Raw genomic sequence first — 18,387 nt, 5'->3', positions numbered from 1 at the left:
GCTGGCGACTACCGGTGTTTACTGGCGACTTCCTCGGCCAACCGCTGGCCGTCGGCGAGCGCCTTGTCGACGCTGACCTGGCCGGCGATCGCGGCCGAGACCTCCTGGGAGACCTTGGTGCCGAGGTCGGCGAACTCGGGGATGCCGACGAACTGCACCCCGAGCGCGGGTCGCGGCTGCACGCCGGGGTTGACCGGGTCGGCCTCCTGGATGGACTTGAGGGTGATGTCGGCGAACGCGGCGGCGGACTCGCGGTACTCGGCGATCTCGTACGTCGACTGGCGTTTACCGGCCGGCACCCGGGACCAGCCCAGCGAGGAGCCGACCAGCTTCTCGTACTCCTTGCCGGTGGCCCAGGAGATGAACTGCCAGGCGGCGTCGGCGTTCTTGGTGGTCTTCGGCATGGCCAGGGCCCACACCCAGAGCCAGCCCGACGAGTCGGTCTTGTGGACCGGCGCGTACGCGTAGCCGACCTTGCCGGCCACGGTGCTGGAGTTGGCGTCCTCCAGCGTGCCGGCCGCGGAGGTGGCGTCGTACCACATGGCGGCCTTGCCCTGGCCGAAGGTGTTGAGGCACTCGGTGAAGCCGGACTGCGGGGCGCCCGGTTGGCCGTGTGCCCGCAGCAGGTCGACGTAGAACTTCGTCGCCTCGGTGAACTCGGGAGCGTTGACCTTCGGCGTCCAGTCCTGCTCGAACCAGGTGCCGCCGAAGGTGTTGACGACCGTGGTCAGCGGGGCGAACAGTTCACCCCAGCCGGGTAGTCCGCGCAGGCAGATGCCGGCGATGCCGGCCTGCTTGTCGTCGAGACGGGCGGCGAACTGGGCGACCTGCTGCCAGGTCGGGCGCTCCGGCATGGTCAGGCCGGCGGCGGCGAAGAGTTCCTTGTTGTACATCAGGAACGACGACTCGCCGTAGAACGGGGCGGCGTAGAGTTTGCCGTCCGCGCCGGAGAGCGAGGCGACCGCCGGGTCGAGCAGGTCACCCTTGTCGTATCCGGTGTCCGCGTCGGCGTACGAGCTGAGTTCGTGCAGCCAGTCGTTCTGCGCCCAGATGGGCGCCTCGTACGCGCCGATGGTGGCCACGTCGTACTGGCCGCCCTGGGTGGCGACGTCCTGGGTGACCCGGTCACGCAGTTCGTTCTCGGGCAGGATGGTGAACCGGACGGTGATGCCGGTTTCCTTGGTGAAGTTGTCGGCGGTGATCCGGGCCAGGTCCTCCATCTGCGGGTTGCCGACCATGAGCACGGTGATGGCGGTCCCGTCGCCGGACGAGCCGCCGCCGGCTCCGGAGCAGGCGGTCGAGGTCAGTACGACCGTGAGGGCCACGGCGAGTGCGCCGCGCCATCGCTGCGGAGATCGTGTTTTGGGCACAGCGAACCTCCATGGTGGTGTGGTGGTGGGAAATGAGGGCTCGGGCGGTGGCGCTCAGACGCGCAGCACCATCGGTCCGAGCAGTGAGTAACGGTGCGCCTCGGACGCCGGTAGCGCGCTGTCCGTGACGATGGTGTCGAGGTCCGCCACGTCGGCGAAGCGGCAGAAGCTGTGGCTGCCGAACTTGGTGTGCACGCCGGCGAAGACCACCCGCCGGGACACCGCCAGCACCTTGGCCTTGACCGCCGCGACGGCGGGGTCGGGCGTGGTCAGGCCGTGTTTGCGGGAGATGCCGTTGGCCCCGATGTAGGCCAGGTCGATGACGAAGCCGGCGAGCATGCCGGTGGCCCAGTGGTCGACGGTGGCCAGGGTCCGTCCGCGGACCCGGCCACCGAGCAGCAGCACGGTGATGCTGGGGTACGCGGCCAGCGCCGCCGCGGTGTGCAGGGAGGCGGTCACCATGGTCAGCGGCCGGTGGGTGGGCAACGCCTCGGCGATCAGTTGCGGGGTGTAGCCCTCGTCGATGAAGACCGACTCGGCGTCGCCGAGGTGTTCGACCGCGGCGGCGGCGATCCGCCGCTTCTCCACGACCATCCGGGTGGCCCGGGTTTCCAGGGTCGTCTCGAACCGGGCGGTCTCCACCGGGTAGGCGCCGCCGTGGGTGCGGCGGACCAGACCCTGCTGGGCCAGCAAAGCCAGGTCACGTCGGATGGTCTCCGGCGCGACCGCCAGCTCGGCGGCGAGTTTGCGCACGTCGACGTCGCCCTGGCGGCGGGCCGACGCGAGGATGTGGTGTCGGCGCTGGTTCGCGTCCACTGTGCACCTCCCGTCGGCCTGTGTGTCTTTTTGTAACACTGTTCACCGGCCGGTGACCCCGGTCACATGTCGGTCAATCCGGTGGTTTTGCTGCCCGCTTGCCGGCACCGAACGGGCGGGAGATAACGGGCATCAGGCACATGAGCCGCAATCTGTCTGCCCGAATCGGGCCCGACGCCGCCCGCTTTCCACCCGCCGCGCCCGGTCGGGCACCGTCACTCGGGCGCGGGACCGTTGTCGACCAGCCGGAACCAGGTGGTCGCCGGCGCGTCGCCGGCCTCCTCGAGGATCAGTCCCCAGGTCCGCGATTCCTGCAGGTACGCCGAGTGGCTGCTGATCGCGTACGTCGCCTCACCGTCGCGGACCACGGTGAACTGCTGGCGTGGTTCGTCCTGCGCGCAGGGGGCCGCCTCGACCCGCAGCGGCTGGCTGCCCGACGACCGGACCTCCCAACAGGTGTCGGTCAGGTCGGTGCCGGGCTCGGCGGTACGGATCTGGTACGTGTCGGGCCCGGACGGCGTGAACACGAACAGCTGGCGCCCCTCGTCCCCGTCGACCTCGGCCAGCCGGCCGTCGTCGAGCAGCGACAGCCCCGCCTCGAACGCCCCCGTACGCACGATGGTGACCTGCCGCTTGCCGGACAGCAGCCGATCGTTGTTCGGGGGGACCACGGGCGGGGAACTGGGCGGGACCGAGGGGCCGGCGGACGGATCGACCGACGGATCGGTGACGACGGGTGACTCGATGACCGGGCCGGGCGGGCCGACGGGGGTAGGCTGCGCGGGCTCGCCGAGGCGGGCCAGCGCGACACCCGTACCGAGCGCGACGACGGCGACGGCGGCGAGCGCGACCGAGCCCGTCCGCCGACGTCGGCGGCGGGTGTCGCCGCGTCGCCGGATGTCGGTGACGGCCGGGATCGGGCCGCCCTGCCCGCCCTGCCGTGCCAGCGCCCGCAGGGCGTCGTCGAGCTGGTGGTCAGAGCTCACGGCTGCGCCCTCCGTCCATGCTGACATGCTCCTGTTCGGTCAGGTGGGTGGCGAGCGCCCGGCGGCCCCGGGCCAGCCGCGTCTTGACCGTGTTCTCGTTGCTGCCGACCTCCGCCGCGATCTCGGTCACGCTGAGCCCGACCAGGTGGTGCAGCACCACGACCCGGCGTTGCTCGCTGGAGATGCGCCGCAGTGCCGCCACGACCGCGACATGGTCGACCGAGGTGGCCTCGACCGGCTGGTCGGATGCCTCCCGCCGATGGGCGCGCAGCCGGTTGACGGTCTTGCGCCACGCGCTGACCGCCACCCGGTAGGCGACCCGACGTACCCACGCCTCCGGGCTGTCGCACTCCCGCACCACGGCCCAGCGGTCCCAGGCCCGGGCGTACGCCTCCGCCACCGCGTCCTCGGCCTCGGCCCGGTTGCCGATCATCGCGTACAACTGACCCAGCACCCGCTGCACGGACGCGGAGTAGAAGGCGTCGAACTCCGCTGCGTCACGCATCGGTCAAAGTCTCCACCCGACCTGGTTGATCTGAGAAACCGGCCACGGCGGTGCGGCCCGACCAGGCGAGTTCGCCCGGTCGGGCCGCACCGGGGTCACTGCTGGCGCGGAGCCGGGCCAGTGTCGTTGAACCGGAAGCTGCTGAACGGTGCGGCGTCGCCCAGTTCCTCCAGGATCAGACCGGATCGGGCGGAATCGCGCAGGTACGCCCACCGGTTGCTGATCACGTACTCGCGGGGACCTCCGGCCGGGGCGGCGGCGATGACGAACCGTTGCGCCGGGTCGTCCGCCCGACAGGCGGCGCCCCGGACGAACAGCGGCTGGCCGTTGTTCGGGTTACGCACCTGCCAGCAGATCGGCGTGCCGGTGCCCCCGCCGTAGTACGCCTTGATCAGAAACTCCCCCGAGCCGAGCGGCGTGGGCACGAACACCTGCCGGCCCTGGTTGTCGTCCACCTCGGCCAGCCGCCCGCCGTCGAGCAGCGCCAGTCCCGACTCGAACGCACCGACCCGGACGATCGTGATCCGCCGCTTGCCGGAGAGCACCGGATCCGCGCTCGGCTTCGACGGCGGTGCGGCCGCGGCCGACCCACCGGACGCCCTCGCCTGGGCCTTCGCGGGCGGCACCACCGCTGACACCGGCTCAGGCCCGGCCGCAATCACCGGCCCCGGTTCGACCGCCGGTCCCGCCTCGATCTTCGTCGCATCGCCGTCGGACAGCGACGTCGGGCCGCAGGCCGTCACGGCGACGCCGGTCAGCACCAGGCCCACACCAGCGAGCCACCTACTCACCAACACAGTTCCTCCCGGCTGCTCGACTATGCGGCCAGCAGCCTTGCCGGCTGGTGGTCCCCGGTCGATCCAGCTTGATGACGCGGGAGGATGGCGCCGGGTTTCACTGGTCCGCCGGATTTTCGCGTGGACGGGCGCGCCACGGCCTGGCGGTTACCAGGCGCACCGTTGCGGTTACGGCGAGCAGCGCTGCCGTCCTGGGTCAACAACTGCGATCACTGCGCTCGAAGACCGGTTGCCGGATCGTCCGGTAGCCGAAGCTCCTCGCTGGGCGTCTCCACCACGCTGGTCGGGTCGTAGAGCGCATCGGCATGCCACATCAGGACGTCGATGGTGTGCCTGTCCAGCCTGCCCCCGGTCACGGAGGCTGCGGCACCCGTGCTCAACCAGGTCTTCGCCGCATAGAGCCCGTCCAGACCCGATGTCGACGGATCGGGGAACACCAGCGCATCGGCCAACAGCACCGCGTCCCGCGTCGGGATCAGGTAGGTACCCAGGTCGTTGGCCTCGCACGGCTGACTGGTCAACTTCGCGGACGCGTCGAGCGTGCAGGCACGCCGGTCCTTCCCCGGCTCGGGATGCTGTTCCCGGCCGAGGCACTCGAACGCCGCCCCCGGGCGCAGGCCCAGCCGGTCGCGCGCCTCCTCGACCTGTCCGCGGAGCAGCTCGTACGTCGATCGGGGCAGGCTCATGCAGCCGGGACCGCTGACGTAGAAGTTGACCGGCCAGTCCGCGTTGCTGACCGCGCGTAGCTGATGGTTGGCCATGAAGCGGCTGACCGAGACATCGGCGATCACCAACTGGGGCTGCGAGTGACCGCAGACCTCGTTGACCCGCCGGACAAAGTCGGCGAACCGGGTCCACCGGTCCGCGAAGTACAGCGCCGTCGGTGGCCCCTGCCGGCTACTGCCTGTGCAGGCGGTCTCGTCGATCCGGTCCAGGCTGGCGAGATGCCTCGCGCTGGCGCCGGATGCCGTCCTCACCGCCGTGAGCAGGTCGTTGACCAGCGATGTCGTGTACTGGTCGGTGGCCTCCACGTGTTGGTAGATGTCCAGCCGGAACCCGTCCCGATAACGCTCCTGAAGCCGGGCCACCGTGTCCTTGGCGTACTCCAGGTTGGGCGGGGCGAGTTGCAGGTATCCGTCTCGGTCCACGAACGGCTTGCCGGGCGCGCCCAGATCGGCCAGCAGATTCGGGGCGATGAAGGGTATGCCCGCGTCGAGCAACCGGTTGATGGCGCGCTGCGTGACGTCGCGGCTGTCACCGCCGCCAATGACGACCCGGCGTGGACCCAGTTCCCGCTCCCGCTCGACAATGATCTTGGCTACCTCGTCGGCATGCCTGACATCCTGCGTGGCATCGGCGATGACCACGTGCAGCGCGCCGCCCTCGTTCTCATCCTTGGGAGCCATCTGTTCCTGCATGAGCAGCAGCGCGCGGAGTTGGTCACGCTCGGACGGATAGTCGCGGCCGTCCGCGCACCGGGTCTTGTCGGTCGGCAGCGGGTCACAGGAGAGGGAACCCAGCCAGACCACAGTGAGGTCGTCGTCGCGCTGCGGCCGGTTCTTGGCCAGGATCTGACGTTGCAGTTCGACGGTGACCGGGTCTCCGCCGAAGGCAGCCGTGGCGAACACCCCGGGGTCGGCGGTGTCGAGCAGTCCGTAACAGCGGCCGTCCTCGGCGGACGCGCGCAGGAACGTGATCCCGTTCGATGTCGGCAGCGTGTAGCAGCGTTGCATGACGCCGGGCAGCCAGTCCTCGCGGGTCCACCCCAGGAAGCTCAGCGTGAGGGTGAGCGAAGCGAGCACGATGTGGTGCGTGACGGTGAGCGCCGGCCGCTTGATGGCCTGGCCGATCTTGCTGGAGACCAGCACGGGGAGGACCACACCGGCGACGGAGACGGCCAGGGCCCGAGCCTCGGTGCTGCCACTGAACGCACTGGCGAGAAAGACGGTGGCGGCGGCGAACACCACGGCCGTGCCGCCGAGCAGTGCGACCAGCCGCAGGTCGGGGCTGAGCACCGTGGCGATGGCGGCCAGGGCGATCGCCACCAGGATCGTCCACACGCTCACGTAGCCGGTGATCCCCGCATGGACGACCAGGATCAGCAGGGCCAGCACGGCGGCGAGCCGGGAGCGGGAGCGGGTGGTCAGGAACGAGGCGACCCGGGACGTCGACAACCAGTCCCCCGGCTCGGGCGGCGTGCGGGTGAGCAACGAACGCAACTTCCCGGAGAGCCAGACCAGACCCCAGAGCAGGACGGACGCCGCCAGGACCAGGACGATCGAGAGGAACCCGTCGGCCCCGGCGAACAACACCCGGACGACGATGAGTCCCGCCAGCACCACCGCCGCCAGGCGCACCACGATGTCGGTGGTGAGCAGCGACAACAGGAACCTGACCGGGCGCTCACGATATGACATCGACGCCTCGCAGAGGGTAGCGACGTGGACTGCCCTCGATGGTAAGGACCAGCGCCAACCAGAGCGCGCCCTGATCGACAGCCGGTTCGGCGCGGGCCGTACCGGCTATCGGATGAAGGGGTACCCGTCGTAGCCGGCGGCGTCTCGCAGGACCGGCACGTCCGGGGCGAAGACCGGTTCCGGTAGCCGGTCGAGAGCGAACCAGCCCAGTTCCGAGGCCTCGCCGTCCGGCTCGCCGACCCGGTGCCGTGGGTCGGCGAGGAACACCACCCCGAAGAAGTGCGTGAGCAGGCCGCTCGGGTACCGGTGCAGTTGGGTGGCCGGGTCGCTGTAGACGCCGAGCAGTCCGCGCAGGTTGACCTGCCAGCCGGTCTCCTCCTGACACTCCCGCAGGGTGGCCTGCTCCCAGGTCTCGCCGGGCTCCACTCCCCCGCCGGGCAGGCCCCAGGTGCCTTCCCCGTTGCGCCGCATCAGCAGGACGCGACCCGCCGTGTCCTGGATCACCGCCCCACACACGGCCCGTACGACGGCATTCTCCATGCCGTCGATTCTCTCGGCGGAGCGGTGTTCCGGTGGGCCCGCGACCGGTGCGGGCTGCGCCACCATCCGTAAAGCATCCTAGGCAGATAGGTCGTGCGATGGCGGAACGTGGCGGCGGTGCACGGGGTTGTGACCTGCGTTACCAATGACCGGACCGGGAATCAGTTCGCCGGGCACGGGTTGCAGCCAGGTGTGATCGTCGTACCGCAGCCTGCCCCGAATCCGCGCCACCCGGAGCCCATCCGATGACCGCCGTCGACCCCGCCGTGGCGCCACCGCAGCGGGTGATGCCGGGTGACCTGATGAGCCCTCGGCAGCGCCTGCGCCTCATTCTCGTGCTCGGCTCGCTGATCGCGGTGGGTCCGCTGACCATCGACATGTACCTGCCGGCGCTGCCGGCGATCGTCGACGACTTCGCCACCAGTTCGGCGGCGGTGCAGCTGACCCTGACCGGCACGCTGGTCGGCCTCGCCCTGGGCCAGCTGCTGATCGGCCCGCTCTCCGACGCCGTCGGCCGCCGGACACCGCTGATCGCGGGCACCGCGCTGCACGTGGTGGCCTCGGTCGGCTGCGCCCTCGCCCCGAGCATCGCGGTGCTCGGGGCGTTGCGGGTCGTCCAGGGACTGGGCGCGGCGGCCGCCGCCGTGATCGCGATGGCGGTGGTACGGGACCTGTTCAGCGGCTCGTCCTTCGCCCGGTTGCTCTCCCGGCTGCTGCTGGTGATGGGCGCCGCGCCGGTGCTGGCGCCGACGATCGGCAGCGAACTGCTGCGCTGGACGCAGTGGCGGGGGGTCTTCGTGGCGCTGGTGGTCTTCGGGGTGCTGCTGATGCTCGTCGCCATCTTCGGGCTGCGGGAGACCCTGCCACCCGAGCGCCGTCAGCGCGGCGGCGTGGTGCCCACCGTCCGGCTCTACGGCACGCTGCTGCGGGACCGCCCCTTCGTCGGGCTGGTGCTGGTCGCCGCCCTGGCCATGGCGGCGATCTTCGCGTACGTCGGCGGCTCCTCCTTCGTCCTGCAGGGGCAGTACGGGCTCGACGAGCAGCGGTTCGGGTTCGCGTTCGGCGCCGGTGCGATCGGCCTGATCGCCGCGACCCAGGCCAACGTACGGCTGCTGCGCCGCTATACACCGCAGCGGATCCTGACGGCCGCGTTGTTCGTGGGATCCGCCGCCGCCCTGGTGCTGCTCGGCGTCGCGGCCACCGGGCTGGGTGGCCTGCCGGCCCTGCTCGCATCCCTGTGGGTGGTGCTCGCCGCCACCGGCCTGGCCATGCCGAATGCTCCGGCGGTGGCGCTGAGCCGGCACGGAGAGGCCGCCGGCACGGCCTCCGCCCTGCTCGGCGCGGTGCAGTTCGGCATCGGCGCGGTGGCCGCGCCCCTGGTCGGCGTGCTGGGCACCGGCGCGGTGGCGATGGCCGTGGTGATCGCCGGTGGCCTGGTCGCGGCACTGGTCGTACTGCTGGTCGTGGTGCGTCCCACCCGGCTGTCCACCGTCGAGGTGGAACCAGACGCGGTAGCCGTCGCCACCCATTAGGTTCCATCTCGCGGATCTTGGTACGAAGCGGCCCCCGTGAAGGCCGTTCCGTACCAAGATCTCGGCTAGGACCGGGACCAGCCGAGGCGACACCGCCGACGTTCCTGGACACCGCTCCGACGGAATAATTGTCGGAGTCCTGCTCTACCGTCCGGCGGCGTGAACGCAGTCCAGACGTACCGCTATCTCGCCTCCTCGACGCTCGGTCAGGGCTCGCTCGCCCTGCAGACCAGCGGCGGGCCCGCGCCGAATCCCCGCTTCTTCACCGGCTTCCTCACCACCCCACAGGCGGCGGCGGTCGGCCTGCTGGCCGTGGCCGAGGTCGCCCGCACCCGTTACCACCGGCCGGTCAGCCCGGCCAGCCTCGACCCGGTGGTCACCGGCAGCCGGGACCGGCTGCGCTTCGAGTCCTTCTCCGGCTGCTGCGGGGTGTACGCGCGGCTCGACGCGCTGCCGGACGGGCTCGACGGTGACGTGGTCGAGCACGGCACCACCAACGTCGACGTCAACACCCCGCTACGCGAGGCGCTGTCTCGGGTCGGCGGCCTGGACCCGCTGCACCTGTCGGTCGGCCCCGACGACCTGACAGTGTCCACAATGGATGGCGAGGTGGTGGAGAAGAAGGTGCCGCTGCCGGTGCGGTGGCTGCGTGGCTTCGCCGAGGTGCAGGTGCTGGCCGCGCGCTTCGAGCCGCGGGCGCAGGTGCCGGCGGCCGAGGCGGCGGCGTTCCTGCGCCGGCTGCCCACCGGCAACGACCGGTCGGTGCTCTGGGTGGTGCCGGCGGGCCGGTCGCTGCGGTTGACCTCGCGGCCGGTTCCGGGTGCGGTCTGCCTGGCCGGGGCGGGCCGACTGGCCGCGCTGCGCCCGATGCTGCGCTTCGCGAAGACCCTGCGGGTGTACGGGCCGACGGTCACCGCCGGTACCGCCGCCGTGCCGAGCGTGTGGGAGCTCGACACCGGCGCACTGCGGCTGTCGCTCACCCTCTCCCCCGAGCCGTACCGGGGCTTCTCCGGTGAGGGCGCCGCGCTCACCGCGCTGGCCGGCGACGACGTGGTCGACGACGCCGACCTGATCTCGGCGTTGTTGTCCTGGGACCCGACGGTCGACGTGGACCGGTTGGCCACCCAGGCGGGCGTCGACGCGGGTCGGGTCCGGGGTGCCCTGGCACAGCTGGGCACCGCGGGTCGGGTCGGCTACGACGTGGCCGAGGCGGCGTACTTCCACCGGGTCATGCCGTACGACGCGGGCCGGGCCGAGCGGGACAACCCCCGACTGGTCGGGGCGCGGGCGTTGATCGAGGCCGGGGCGGTGCAGCACGACGGCAGTGCGGTGACGGTACGCAGCGACGGCCAGGTGTACCGGGTGCGCGAACTCGCCGACGGGGCGCTCACCTGCACCTGCCACTGGTGGGCCAAGCATCGCGGGCAGCGGGGGCCGTGCCGGCACGCCCTGGCCGCCCGGATGTTGACCAGCAACCAGGTCGAGGAGCGGGTGTGACGCGCGTCGAATTCCTGCCGGGCACCGCGCGCCGGCAGCAGGAACTGGCCGTCGGCGGCACCAGCGACCTGTTCGATCTGGTGTCGAAGGGCCACGCCGACGTGATCGCGGCGGCCCTGGTCGGCCTGTCGGAGCAGCGTCGGCGGGAGATCGCCGGGGAGCTGACCGTCTGGTTCAAGCGACGCGACCGGGACACCTGGTGGAACGACGGCACCGGCACCGCCTTGGCGGTCCTGGTCGTCGGCTGCCTACCCACCGCAGCCCAGGCGGCGGCGATCCTCGGCCGCGACTCGATCGCCCTGGCCGGCCGTCGTGCGGCGGAACTGGTCCGCGGGGTCGCCCAGGAGCGGGGGGTGGACTGGCTCGTCGACCTGGCCTACCGGATGGCGGCCCGGTTCAGCCAGCAGTCCTGGACCGACCGGTGGCAGTTCGTCGCGGCGCTGCTGCGGGCCGAAGGTGCCGCACCCCCCACCGACGACCGGTCGGTGCAGCTGTGGCTGAACGCGCTCCAGATTCCCGACCGATACCACCGGGGCCGGCCGGTGCCGGTGGTGGAGCTGCTGCGCGGCGACCCGTTCCTGCCGGTCATGCTGCCCCGGCTGTTCGAGGTGGACGGCATCGGCAGCCAGATGATGTTCGCGGTCGTCTACCGGAACTGGGAGAACCGGGAACGGCACGCGCTGCTGACCGCGCTGGTCCGGCTCACCGGAGAGCAACTGGTCGACCGGGCGTTGCTCATCGACGGCGCGATCGGTCGGCTGCTGCGCGGGGACCGGCCCGGCGCGCTGCGCGCCTTCACCACCCTGCTCGACCTGCTCCAGCCCTCCGCCGCCGAGGTCACCGCCCGCCGCGGCGACTACCTGCGGCTGCTCACCGACGCCCCGGCGCCGGTGGCCACGCTGGCCCAGAAGGCGCTGCGGGAGCTGCCCGACCTGCCGGTGGAGTCGCTCCTCGACACGTCGCGGCAGGTGCTCGGCCGCCCGGAGAAGACCCTGGTCCGGGCCCAACTGGCCTGGCTGGACCGGCTGGCCCGGCAGCATCGGGACCGGGCCGCCGAGATCGCCGAGGTGATCGCGGTGGCCGCCGAGCATCCCGCCATCGAGGTACGGGACCGGGCCGGGGTGCTGGCCGCCCGGCACGGGCTCGACCAGCCCCGACCCGCTCCGGCGGTCGTCGAGCCACGCGGTGACGACCTGCCCGCGCCCACCCCGCCCGCGCCGGCCCTGCCGCCCATCACCGACGTGGACGAGCTCACCGAGGAGGTGGCCGCGCTGCTCGGCAACCCGTCGCCGGGCGTGGGGCTGGAACGCATCCTCGACGGGGTGGTCCGGCTGGCCGCCCGCGACGGCTCCGGGGTCGCCGACGCCCTGGGGCCGGTCGTCGAACGGCGGCACTGGTCCTGGAGCGACGACGACGCTGACGACCCGCGCTGCCTGTGCGGCCTGGTGGTCGGCGTGTTCCGGACCGCCGCCGAGCGGCATCCTCGCCGGCTCAGCCGCTGGGAGGCGCTGCTGGCCACCGTACGCCGGTTCGATCCGGCCCGCCCCGGGCCGGAGCCGGTGAGCGACGATCCCCGGGTGCCGGGACCGCACCGGCTGATGCGCGCCCGGCTCGCCGAAATCGGACTGCGCCTCGGTGACCCGGGGCTACCCGGCCTGCTCGCCACGCCCACCTCGACCAACGGCTCCCTCGACCCGTTCGTCCTGGTCGACCGGGTGGCCGCGCTCGGCGACCAGCGGCCGTGGACGTGGGACCTGCACCAGGCGCTGCTGCGGCTGCCCACCGGCGGCGACGAGGCGGCCGCCGGCAAGGCCGCGGCGCTGGGCACACCGACCGGCGACCGGATCGCCGCCTGGCTGCGCGAGGGCGGGCTGCCGCAGCCGGTCATGCGGGCGAGCCTGATCGGCCGACGCTCGCGGCGGTCGGACTTCGACTGGGAGTACCTCCAGATGCCCGCACAGCGGATCCTGGTCGAGTTGCGTCCGCCCGACGGCTATCAGGACCGGTTCGGCCTGCTGACCGCCGACCCGGCACCACTGGCGGTGGACTACTGCGACTGCGCGCGGATCTGGCCCTCGCTGCTGCCCGGGCACCGGGGCGTGACGGCGGCGTACCTGTTACCGATGGTGGCCAGCACCGCGGACCGGGACGGGAGCGACGGCACGGCGGTGCTGCCGCTGCTGGCCGAGGCCACCGGCCCGGGTGGGATCGCCCTCGACCTGGCCGTCGCGTACGGCCTGGGTGCCCGGCACGCCGCCGACCGGATCGCCACCCTGGATGCCCTGCTCAGCCTCGCCGCCAGCGGACAGTTCGACCCGGCGGGCACCGGCGAGCAACTCGGGCAGCTTGCTGCCGGGCAGTTGGTGAAGCTGTCCCGGGTGGTCGAGCCGCTGCGCGACGCCGCGCAGGCCGGTGCGCCGCTGACCGTGTGGCGGCTGCTGGCCGCCGCGCTGCCGGCCCTGCTCGGCGCGCCGGCCACCTTGCGTGGGCTGCCCGACCTGCTGACCCTGGCCACCGGGACGGCCACCGCCAGCGGCGTCCGGATCGAGGTGCCCGGTCTGGCCGAGGTCGCCGGGCGCGGCGGGTCGAGTCGCCTGGTCACCGAGGCCCGCCGGCTACACGGGGCGCTGCGCACCGGGTGACACCGACGGTGGGCGTACCCGGTCGCGGCCGGGCCCGCCCACCGTTCCGGTCGCGTGGCCGGGCACCCCCGGTCCCATGGGAAGTTTCGTTGTCATGCTTACGACAGCTGCACGGTTGGCCGGGCGCCGGTGATCAGAGTGGAATGTTCAGGTCGGCGCCGGGATGTTGGGGGGCGGTCGTGGGTCAGCGCGATCCTGGGGTGCGGGTCTTCCTGTCGTACGCCCACGAAAGCCCGGAGTTCGGCGAGACCGTACGGGACCTCTGGCTCCTGTTGCGACGGTTGGGAGTGGACGCCCGGCTTGACCTGCCGGCCGCCGAGCAGCCGGTGGACTGGTCGCTGTGGATGATGGAGCAGGTCCGCGAGGCGGACTTCGTGCTGGTCATCGCGTCGCCGCAGTACCGGTTGCGGGCTGAGGGGCGGGCCGCGCCCGACGTGGGCCGGGGGGTGCAGTTCGAGGCGGCGTTGATCCGCGACGCGTTCTACGAGGATCAGGCCGCCGGCCGGCTGCGTTTCCTGCCGGTGGTGTTACCCGGAGCCTCGGTCGAGGACATTCCCGCCTTTCTCGGGCGGGCCGCGACGACCCGCTACGTCCTCCCCGAGGTTTCGGAGCAGGGTGTGGATCGACTGTTCCGGGTGCTCACCGGGCAGCCGTGGGAGGTGGAGCCGCCGCTGGGTGACCTGGCGCCGCGCGGGTCGCGGAGCACCGAGCCCAGCCGGCGGGTCGGGCTCGCCTCGGCTCACCAGCTCGTCCTGGACGTCACCCTCGCCGGGGCCGTGGTCACCTGCCGGGCCTCCCTGTCGGGCAGCGCCCTGTCAGAGGAGACCGGCGGCTTGCCGGTCGGTGTCGGGTCGGTCTGGGACGGGCTGAGCAAGGGGAATCCGCTCGCCGTCGCGGATCGGCTCGCCCAGGTGGGCAGCCAGTTGTGGACGCTGCTGCTGGGGGCGTCGGCGGCGCGGATCGAGCAACTGGTGGATCGGTGGCAGTTGGGCTCGACCCTGGACGTCGTCGTGGTGGTGGACGAGGCGGCGTCGGCGCTGCCGTACGAGTTGCTGCGGTTCGCCGACGGCCGACTGCTGGGCACACTCGCGGGCGTACGAATGCGCCGCCGGTTGCGTGGTTGCGACCACGACGCGGTCGCGCCGCAGGCCGGCCCGTTGAAGCTGCTGGTCGCGGTGGCGGCGCCGGACGAGTCGCGTACGCCGGCGCCGGCGCTGGCCGTCGAGGCGGAGATGCAGGCCGTGCTGGACGCGGTGTCCCCGGTGTCGGAGACCGAAGCGGGCCAGGTCAGGGTGCTGGAGGTGGCCGGCGCACGGCAGATCGGCGAGGCGTTGCGCGACGACCAGTACCACGTGCTGCACCTGTCCGCGCACGGCTCGGCGACCGGGGTGATGTTGGAGGACGAGGACGGCGCCCCGGTCGAGGTCGGCGCGGCCGACCTGGTGCAGGCGTTGCGGACCGGGCAGCGACCGCTGCCGTTGATCGTGTTGTCGTCGTGCCGCAGCGGCGCGGGTGGTTCGGCGAACCTGGCCAGCATGCTGGTACGGGCCGGCGCCGACCGGGTGCTGGCCATGCAGGCGTCGGTCACCGACCGGTACGCCACCGAACTGGCCCGGCTGTTCTACCAGGCGCTCGCCGCCGGAGCGACGGTGACGCCGGGCCAGGCGCTGGCCGATGCCCGACGCCAGTTGGAGGAACAGCGCCGGGCCGCCCGGCAGCCGGGCCCACCGGAGTACGGGGTTCCGATGCTCCTCGGCGTCGGGGACGACACGGCGCTGCGGGATGCGGACCGGCCGGCGCTGCCGTTGACCCGGCGGACCGTGATGCCGGCCGGTGGCACCGTGCGGCAGCTGCGGATCGGCGAGTTGATCGGCCGGCGCGCGGTGATGCGCGAGGCCATCGGGGTGCTGGGCGGCGACGCGAAGTGGGTGAGCCGGACCGGGGCGGTGTCCGGCGTGGTGTTGACCGGCATCGGCGGCATCGGCAAGACCGCGGCGGCCGGGCGGATCCAGTCCCGGTTGGCGGCCGAGCGCTGGGTGCCCGTCGTGCACGTCGGCGCGTGGAGCCCCCAGGCGCTGGCCAGCGCCGTCGGGCAGGCCCTGCCTGCGCTGCGCGGGGCGTTGGCGGCGGCCGGCGACGACGTCGGGATGCTGGGGGTGATCGGCGAGCTGCTGCGCCAGTGGCCGGTGCTGCTGCTCTTCGACGACTTCGAGCAGAACCTGACCGAGGACGGGCAGCAGTTCACCGACGCCAGCTTCGCCGACGTGTTCCCTGCCCTGTGCGCGGCAGCGCAACGCGGCCGGATCCTGGTGACCTGCCGGTACCCCGTCCCCGGCGGGGCGGCGCTGCTGCATCACATCGCGATCCCGCCGCTTACCGCCTCGGAACTGCGACGCATGATGCTGCGCTTCGACGGGTTCACCGAACTGGACCCGGACGAACGTCGTACGCTCGCCGCCACCATCGGCGGCCATCCCCGGCTGGTCGAGTTCGTCGACGCGCTACGGCGCCGCCACGGACGGGCGGTGTTGCAGACCGCCACCCTCAAGCTGCACGCTCTGGCCAGGGCGGAGGGCGTCGACGTCACCCGCCCCCGCCCACTGGACGACGCGGTCGCCCAAGCGATCGTGCTGGGCAGTCGGGACATCCTGCTGGACACCCTGCTGGCCGGCCTGACCGAACTCGAACGAGACCTGTTGCTGCAAGCCGCCGTCTCGCGTACCGAGATGACCGTCGCCGACCTGCTCACCGCCTACCGCCACGACGGCGCCAACAGCCCGGTCCGCGACGCCGACGGCGAGGCGGCCGTCGAACGGTTGATCGACAGTACGCTGCTGAGCCGCACCGCCGACGGTGACCTGATCGTGCTCGCCTGGGTCGCCGAGGCCCTCGCCCGTCACCAGGGACCGACCGGCCCGAACCGCCACCGCCGCGCGATCGCGATGCGTTTCCGTCGACTGGAGGCCAACCGGGGCGCGTTCACCGACCTCGTCGAGATAGCCCGCCATTATGCCGAGCTCAACGAGAACACCGAGATGATCAGCTTCGCGTTGGCCGCCGCAGAAATGATCGCCCGTCAGCTTGGTGAGCTGTCGGTCGCGACGTTCCTCGGCGACGTCATCGGATGGGCGCCAACCGACGACCGCAGATTCTTACCCCTGGCCGACCGGGAAGCCGCAGCGCTGATGGCAACGGGGAGCCTCGACGCCGCCTACCACCGCACCCTCAAGCTGCTGGCCGTCACGCAAAAGTTCGCTGACGCCGACCCCAGCAACGCTCAAGCCCAACGCGACCTCAGTATCACCCACAACAGGCTCGGTGACCTCGCCCAAGCACGCGGCGACCTCACCACCGCAGCAACCGCCTACCAAGCGGATCTCACCATCGCCCAGCGCCTCGCCGACGCCGACCCCACCAACGCCCAAGCCCAACGCGACCTCAGCATCTCCCACAACAGGCTCGGCGACCTCGCCCACGCACGCGGCGACCTCACCACCGCAGCAACCGCCTACCACGCCAGCCTCACCATCGCCCAACGCCTCGCCGACGCCGACCCCACCAACGCCCAAGCCCAACGCGACCTCAGCATCTCCCACAACAAAACCGGCGACCTCGCCCAAACACGCGGCGACCTCACCACCGCAGCAACCGCCTACCACACCGCCCTCACCATCCGCCAACGCCTCGCCGACGCCGACCCCACCAACGCCCAAGCCCAACGCGACCTCAGCATCTCCCACGGCAGGCTTGGCGACCTCGCCCAAGCACGCGGCGACCTCACCACCGCAGCAAACGCCTACCAAGCGGACCTCACCATCGCCCAGCGCCTCGCCGACGCTGACCTCACCAACGCAGAGGCCCAACGCGACCTCAGCATCTCCCACAACAGGCTCGGCGACCTCGCCCGCGCACGCGGCGACCTCACCACCGCAGCAACCGCCTACCACGCCAGCCTCACCATCGCCCAACGCCTCGCCGACGCCGACCCCACCAACGCCCAAGCCCAACGCGACCTCAGCATCTCCCACAACAGGCTCGGCGACCTCGCCCGCGCACGCGGCGACCTCACCACCGCAGCAACCGCCTACCACACCGCCCTCACCATCGCCCAACGCCTCGCCGACGCCGACCCCACCAACGCCCAAGCCCAACGCGACCTCAGCATCTCCCACAACAGGCTCGGCGACCTCGCCCACGCACGCGGCGACCTCACCACCGCAGCAAACGCCTACCACACCGCCCTCACCATCGCCCAACGCCTCGCCGACGCCGACCCCACCAACGCCCAAGCCCAACGCGACCTCAGCATCTCCCACAACAAAACCGGCGACCTCGCCCACGCACGCGGCGACCTCACCACCGCAGCAAACGCCTACCACGCCAGCCTCACCATCGCCCAACGCCTCGCCGACGCCGACCCCACCAACGCCCAAGCCCAACGCGACCTCAGCATCTCCCACAACAAAACCGGCGACCTCGCCCAAACACGCGGCGACCTCACCACCGCAGCAACCGCCTACCACACCGCCCTCACCATCACCCAACACCTCGCCGACAACGACCCCACCAACGCCCAAGCCCAACGCGACCTGGCGTTCGTTCAAGAAAGACTTCGGAGCCTTGGCGGCGATGAGCAGTGACAGCGGTCCGCGCCGGTTGGCGGATCGGCTTGAATGGGAGGCATGTACGTGACCAGGGACGGGCGGAGTTGGCGGATCGGTACGGCCGGCGACGTGGCGTGGCTCGCTGGGCAGACCAGCCAGGGCTTCTCGGTCACCACGGCGATTCCGCCCTTGTTCGACGCCTATGCCACCTTCCACCCGGCCGGCGACGCCGACCTCAGGGCCCAGGAACACGCCGTGGTCGAGGAACTCGTCCGGCACACCCCTGATCAGCCGTGGTGGCTGGGCTATCTCGACACGGGCGCCCACGACATCGTCTTCCCCGACGCCGCGCGGGTGTCCCTCTACTGGGAGTGGTCGTACGTGCTGGTGGAGGCGGGTCCGCAAGCGGCGCTCACCTGGCGGACGGGTCACATGCGGGGCGAGGGTACGCTGCCGGACCTGTTCTTTCCCGCCGATCGCTCGTGGCTCGTCTCCGCCCTCTGGGACGACACCTGGTCCTGCGTCGGCGGCAGCAGCGGCCTGATCGGCGCGCTGGAGCATGATCCGCTCGTCGCCGCCCGACGGGTCGGACCCGACGAGGACGCCCTGCCGCCCGGCCTCACCCGCGACTGAGGATCGATAATCCTTCGCCCGCAGGGCGGTGCTGTGTCAGCATCGCGC

The 18,387-nt window shown here is 71.9% G+C and carries 12 protein-coding genes; 5 read left to right on the top strand and 7 right to left on the bottom strand.

The window, feature by feature from the left end; genetic code table 11:
- Window positions 1-8 precede the first annotated feature (8 nt).
- The 7 genes from E0H26_RS00270 to E0H26_RS00240 form a co-directional block, all read right to left on the bottom strand.
- Window positions 9-1,370, bottom strand: a complete 1,362-nt coding sequence (locus E0H26_RS00270; RefSeq protein ID WP_131299262.1) for an ABC transporter substrate-binding protein — start codon at window positions 1,368-1,370, stop codon at window positions 9-11.
- Window positions 1,371-1,424: 54 nt separating this feature from the next.
- Window positions 1,425-2,186 carry a DeoR/GlpR family DNA-binding transcription regulator gene (locus E0H26_RS00265; RefSeq protein WP_131299259.1) on the bottom strand — a complete coding sequence of 254 codons (762 nt, stop codon included), beginning with the start codon at window positions 2,184-2,186 and terminating at the stop codon, window positions 1,425-1,427.
- Between the two features lie 215 nt (window positions 2,187-2,401).
- On the bottom strand, window positions 2,402-3,172 hold the full coding sequence (locus E0H26_RS00260; protein WP_131299257.1) for an RICIN domain-containing protein: 771 nt from the start codon (window positions 3,170-3,172) through the stop codon (window positions 2,402-2,404).
- Window positions 3,162-3,677, bottom strand: coding sequence for a sigma-70 family RNA polymerase sigma factor (locus E0H26_RS00255; protein ID WP_131299254.1), 516 nt, complete (start codon window positions 3,675-3,677; stop codon window positions 3,162-3,164). Before E0H26_RS00255 ends, E0H26_RS00260 begins: the two co-directional genes overlap by 11 nt.
- A gap of 95 nt (window positions 3,678-3,772) precedes the next feature.
- Window positions 3,773-4,468, bottom strand: coding sequence for a hypothetical protein (locus E0H26_RS00250; protein ID WP_240741942.1), 696 nt, complete (start codon window positions 4,466-4,468; stop codon window positions 3,773-3,775).
- A gap of 215 nt (window positions 4,469-4,683) precedes the next feature.
- Window positions 4,684-6,891, bottom strand: a complete 2,208-nt coding sequence (locus E0H26_RS00245) for a hypothetical protein (RefSeq protein WP_131299248.1) — start codon at window positions 6,889-6,891, stop codon at window positions 4,684-4,686.
- 105 nt (window positions 6,892-6,996) lie between these two features.
- On the bottom strand, window positions 6,997-7,497 hold the full coding sequence (locus E0H26_RS00240; protein ID WP_131299245.1) for an NUDIX hydrolase: 501 nt from the start codon (window positions 7,495-7,497) through the stop codon (window positions 6,997-6,999).
- Window positions 7,498-7,676: 179 nt separating this feature from the next.
- On the opposite strand from E0H26_RS00240, the gene E0H26_RS00235 reads away from it, so the two are divergent.
- The 5 genes from E0H26_RS00235 to E0H26_RS29510 all read left to right on the top strand — a co-directional run bounded on the left by E0H26_RS00235 (window position 7,677) and on the right by E0H26_RS29510 (window position 18,339).
- The gene (locus tag E0H26_RS00235) at window positions 7,677-8,963 is read left to right on the top strand and encodes a multidrug effflux MFS transporter (RefSeq protein ID WP_240741941.1); all 1,287 of its coding nucleotides are present in this window, start codon (window positions 7,677-7,679) and stop codon (window positions 8,961-8,963) included.
- Window positions 8,964-9,122: 159 nt separating this feature from the next.
- Window positions 9,123-10,460 (top strand): SWIM zinc finger family protein, encoded by a 1,338-nt coding sequence (locus tag E0H26_RS00230; RefSeq protein ID WP_131299242.1) that lies wholly within the window; start codon window positions 9,123-9,125, stop codon window positions 10,458-10,460.
- Complete coding sequence (locus tag E0H26_RS00225) at window positions 10,457-13,102, top strand: DUF6493 family protein (protein WP_240741940.1); 2,646 nt, start codon at window positions 10,457-10,459, stop codon at window positions 13,100-13,102. The genes E0H26_RS00230 and E0H26_RS00225 overlap by 4 nt, the downstream gene beginning before the upstream one ends.
- A 179-nt stretch (window positions 13,103-13,281) precedes the next feature.
- Window positions 13,282-17,742: a CHAT domain-containing protein gene (locus E0H26_RS00220; RefSeq protein WP_165521722.1), complete on the top strand. Its 4,461-nt coding sequence runs from the start codon at window positions 13,282-13,284 to the stop codon at window positions 17,740-17,742.
- A 42-nt stretch (window positions 17,743-17,784) separates the two neighbouring features.
- Window positions 17,785-18,339 carry a hypothetical protein gene (locus tag E0H26_RS29510; RefSeq protein ID WP_206024779.1) on the top strand — a complete coding sequence of 185 codons (555 nt, stop codon included), beginning with the start codon at window positions 17,785-17,787 and terminating at the stop codon, window positions 18,337-18,339.
- Window positions 18,340-18,387 lie beyond the last annotated feature (48 nt).

This window comes from Micromonospora zingiberis (assembly GCF_004331455.1).
Taxonomy (GTDB): Bacteria; Actinomycetota; Actinomycetes; order Mycobacteriales; family Micromonosporaceae; genus Micromonospora; species Micromonospora zingiberis.
The sequence above is the reverse complement of the archived record's forward strand: the minus strand, read 5'-3'. Positions and strand labels throughout refer to the sequence as shown.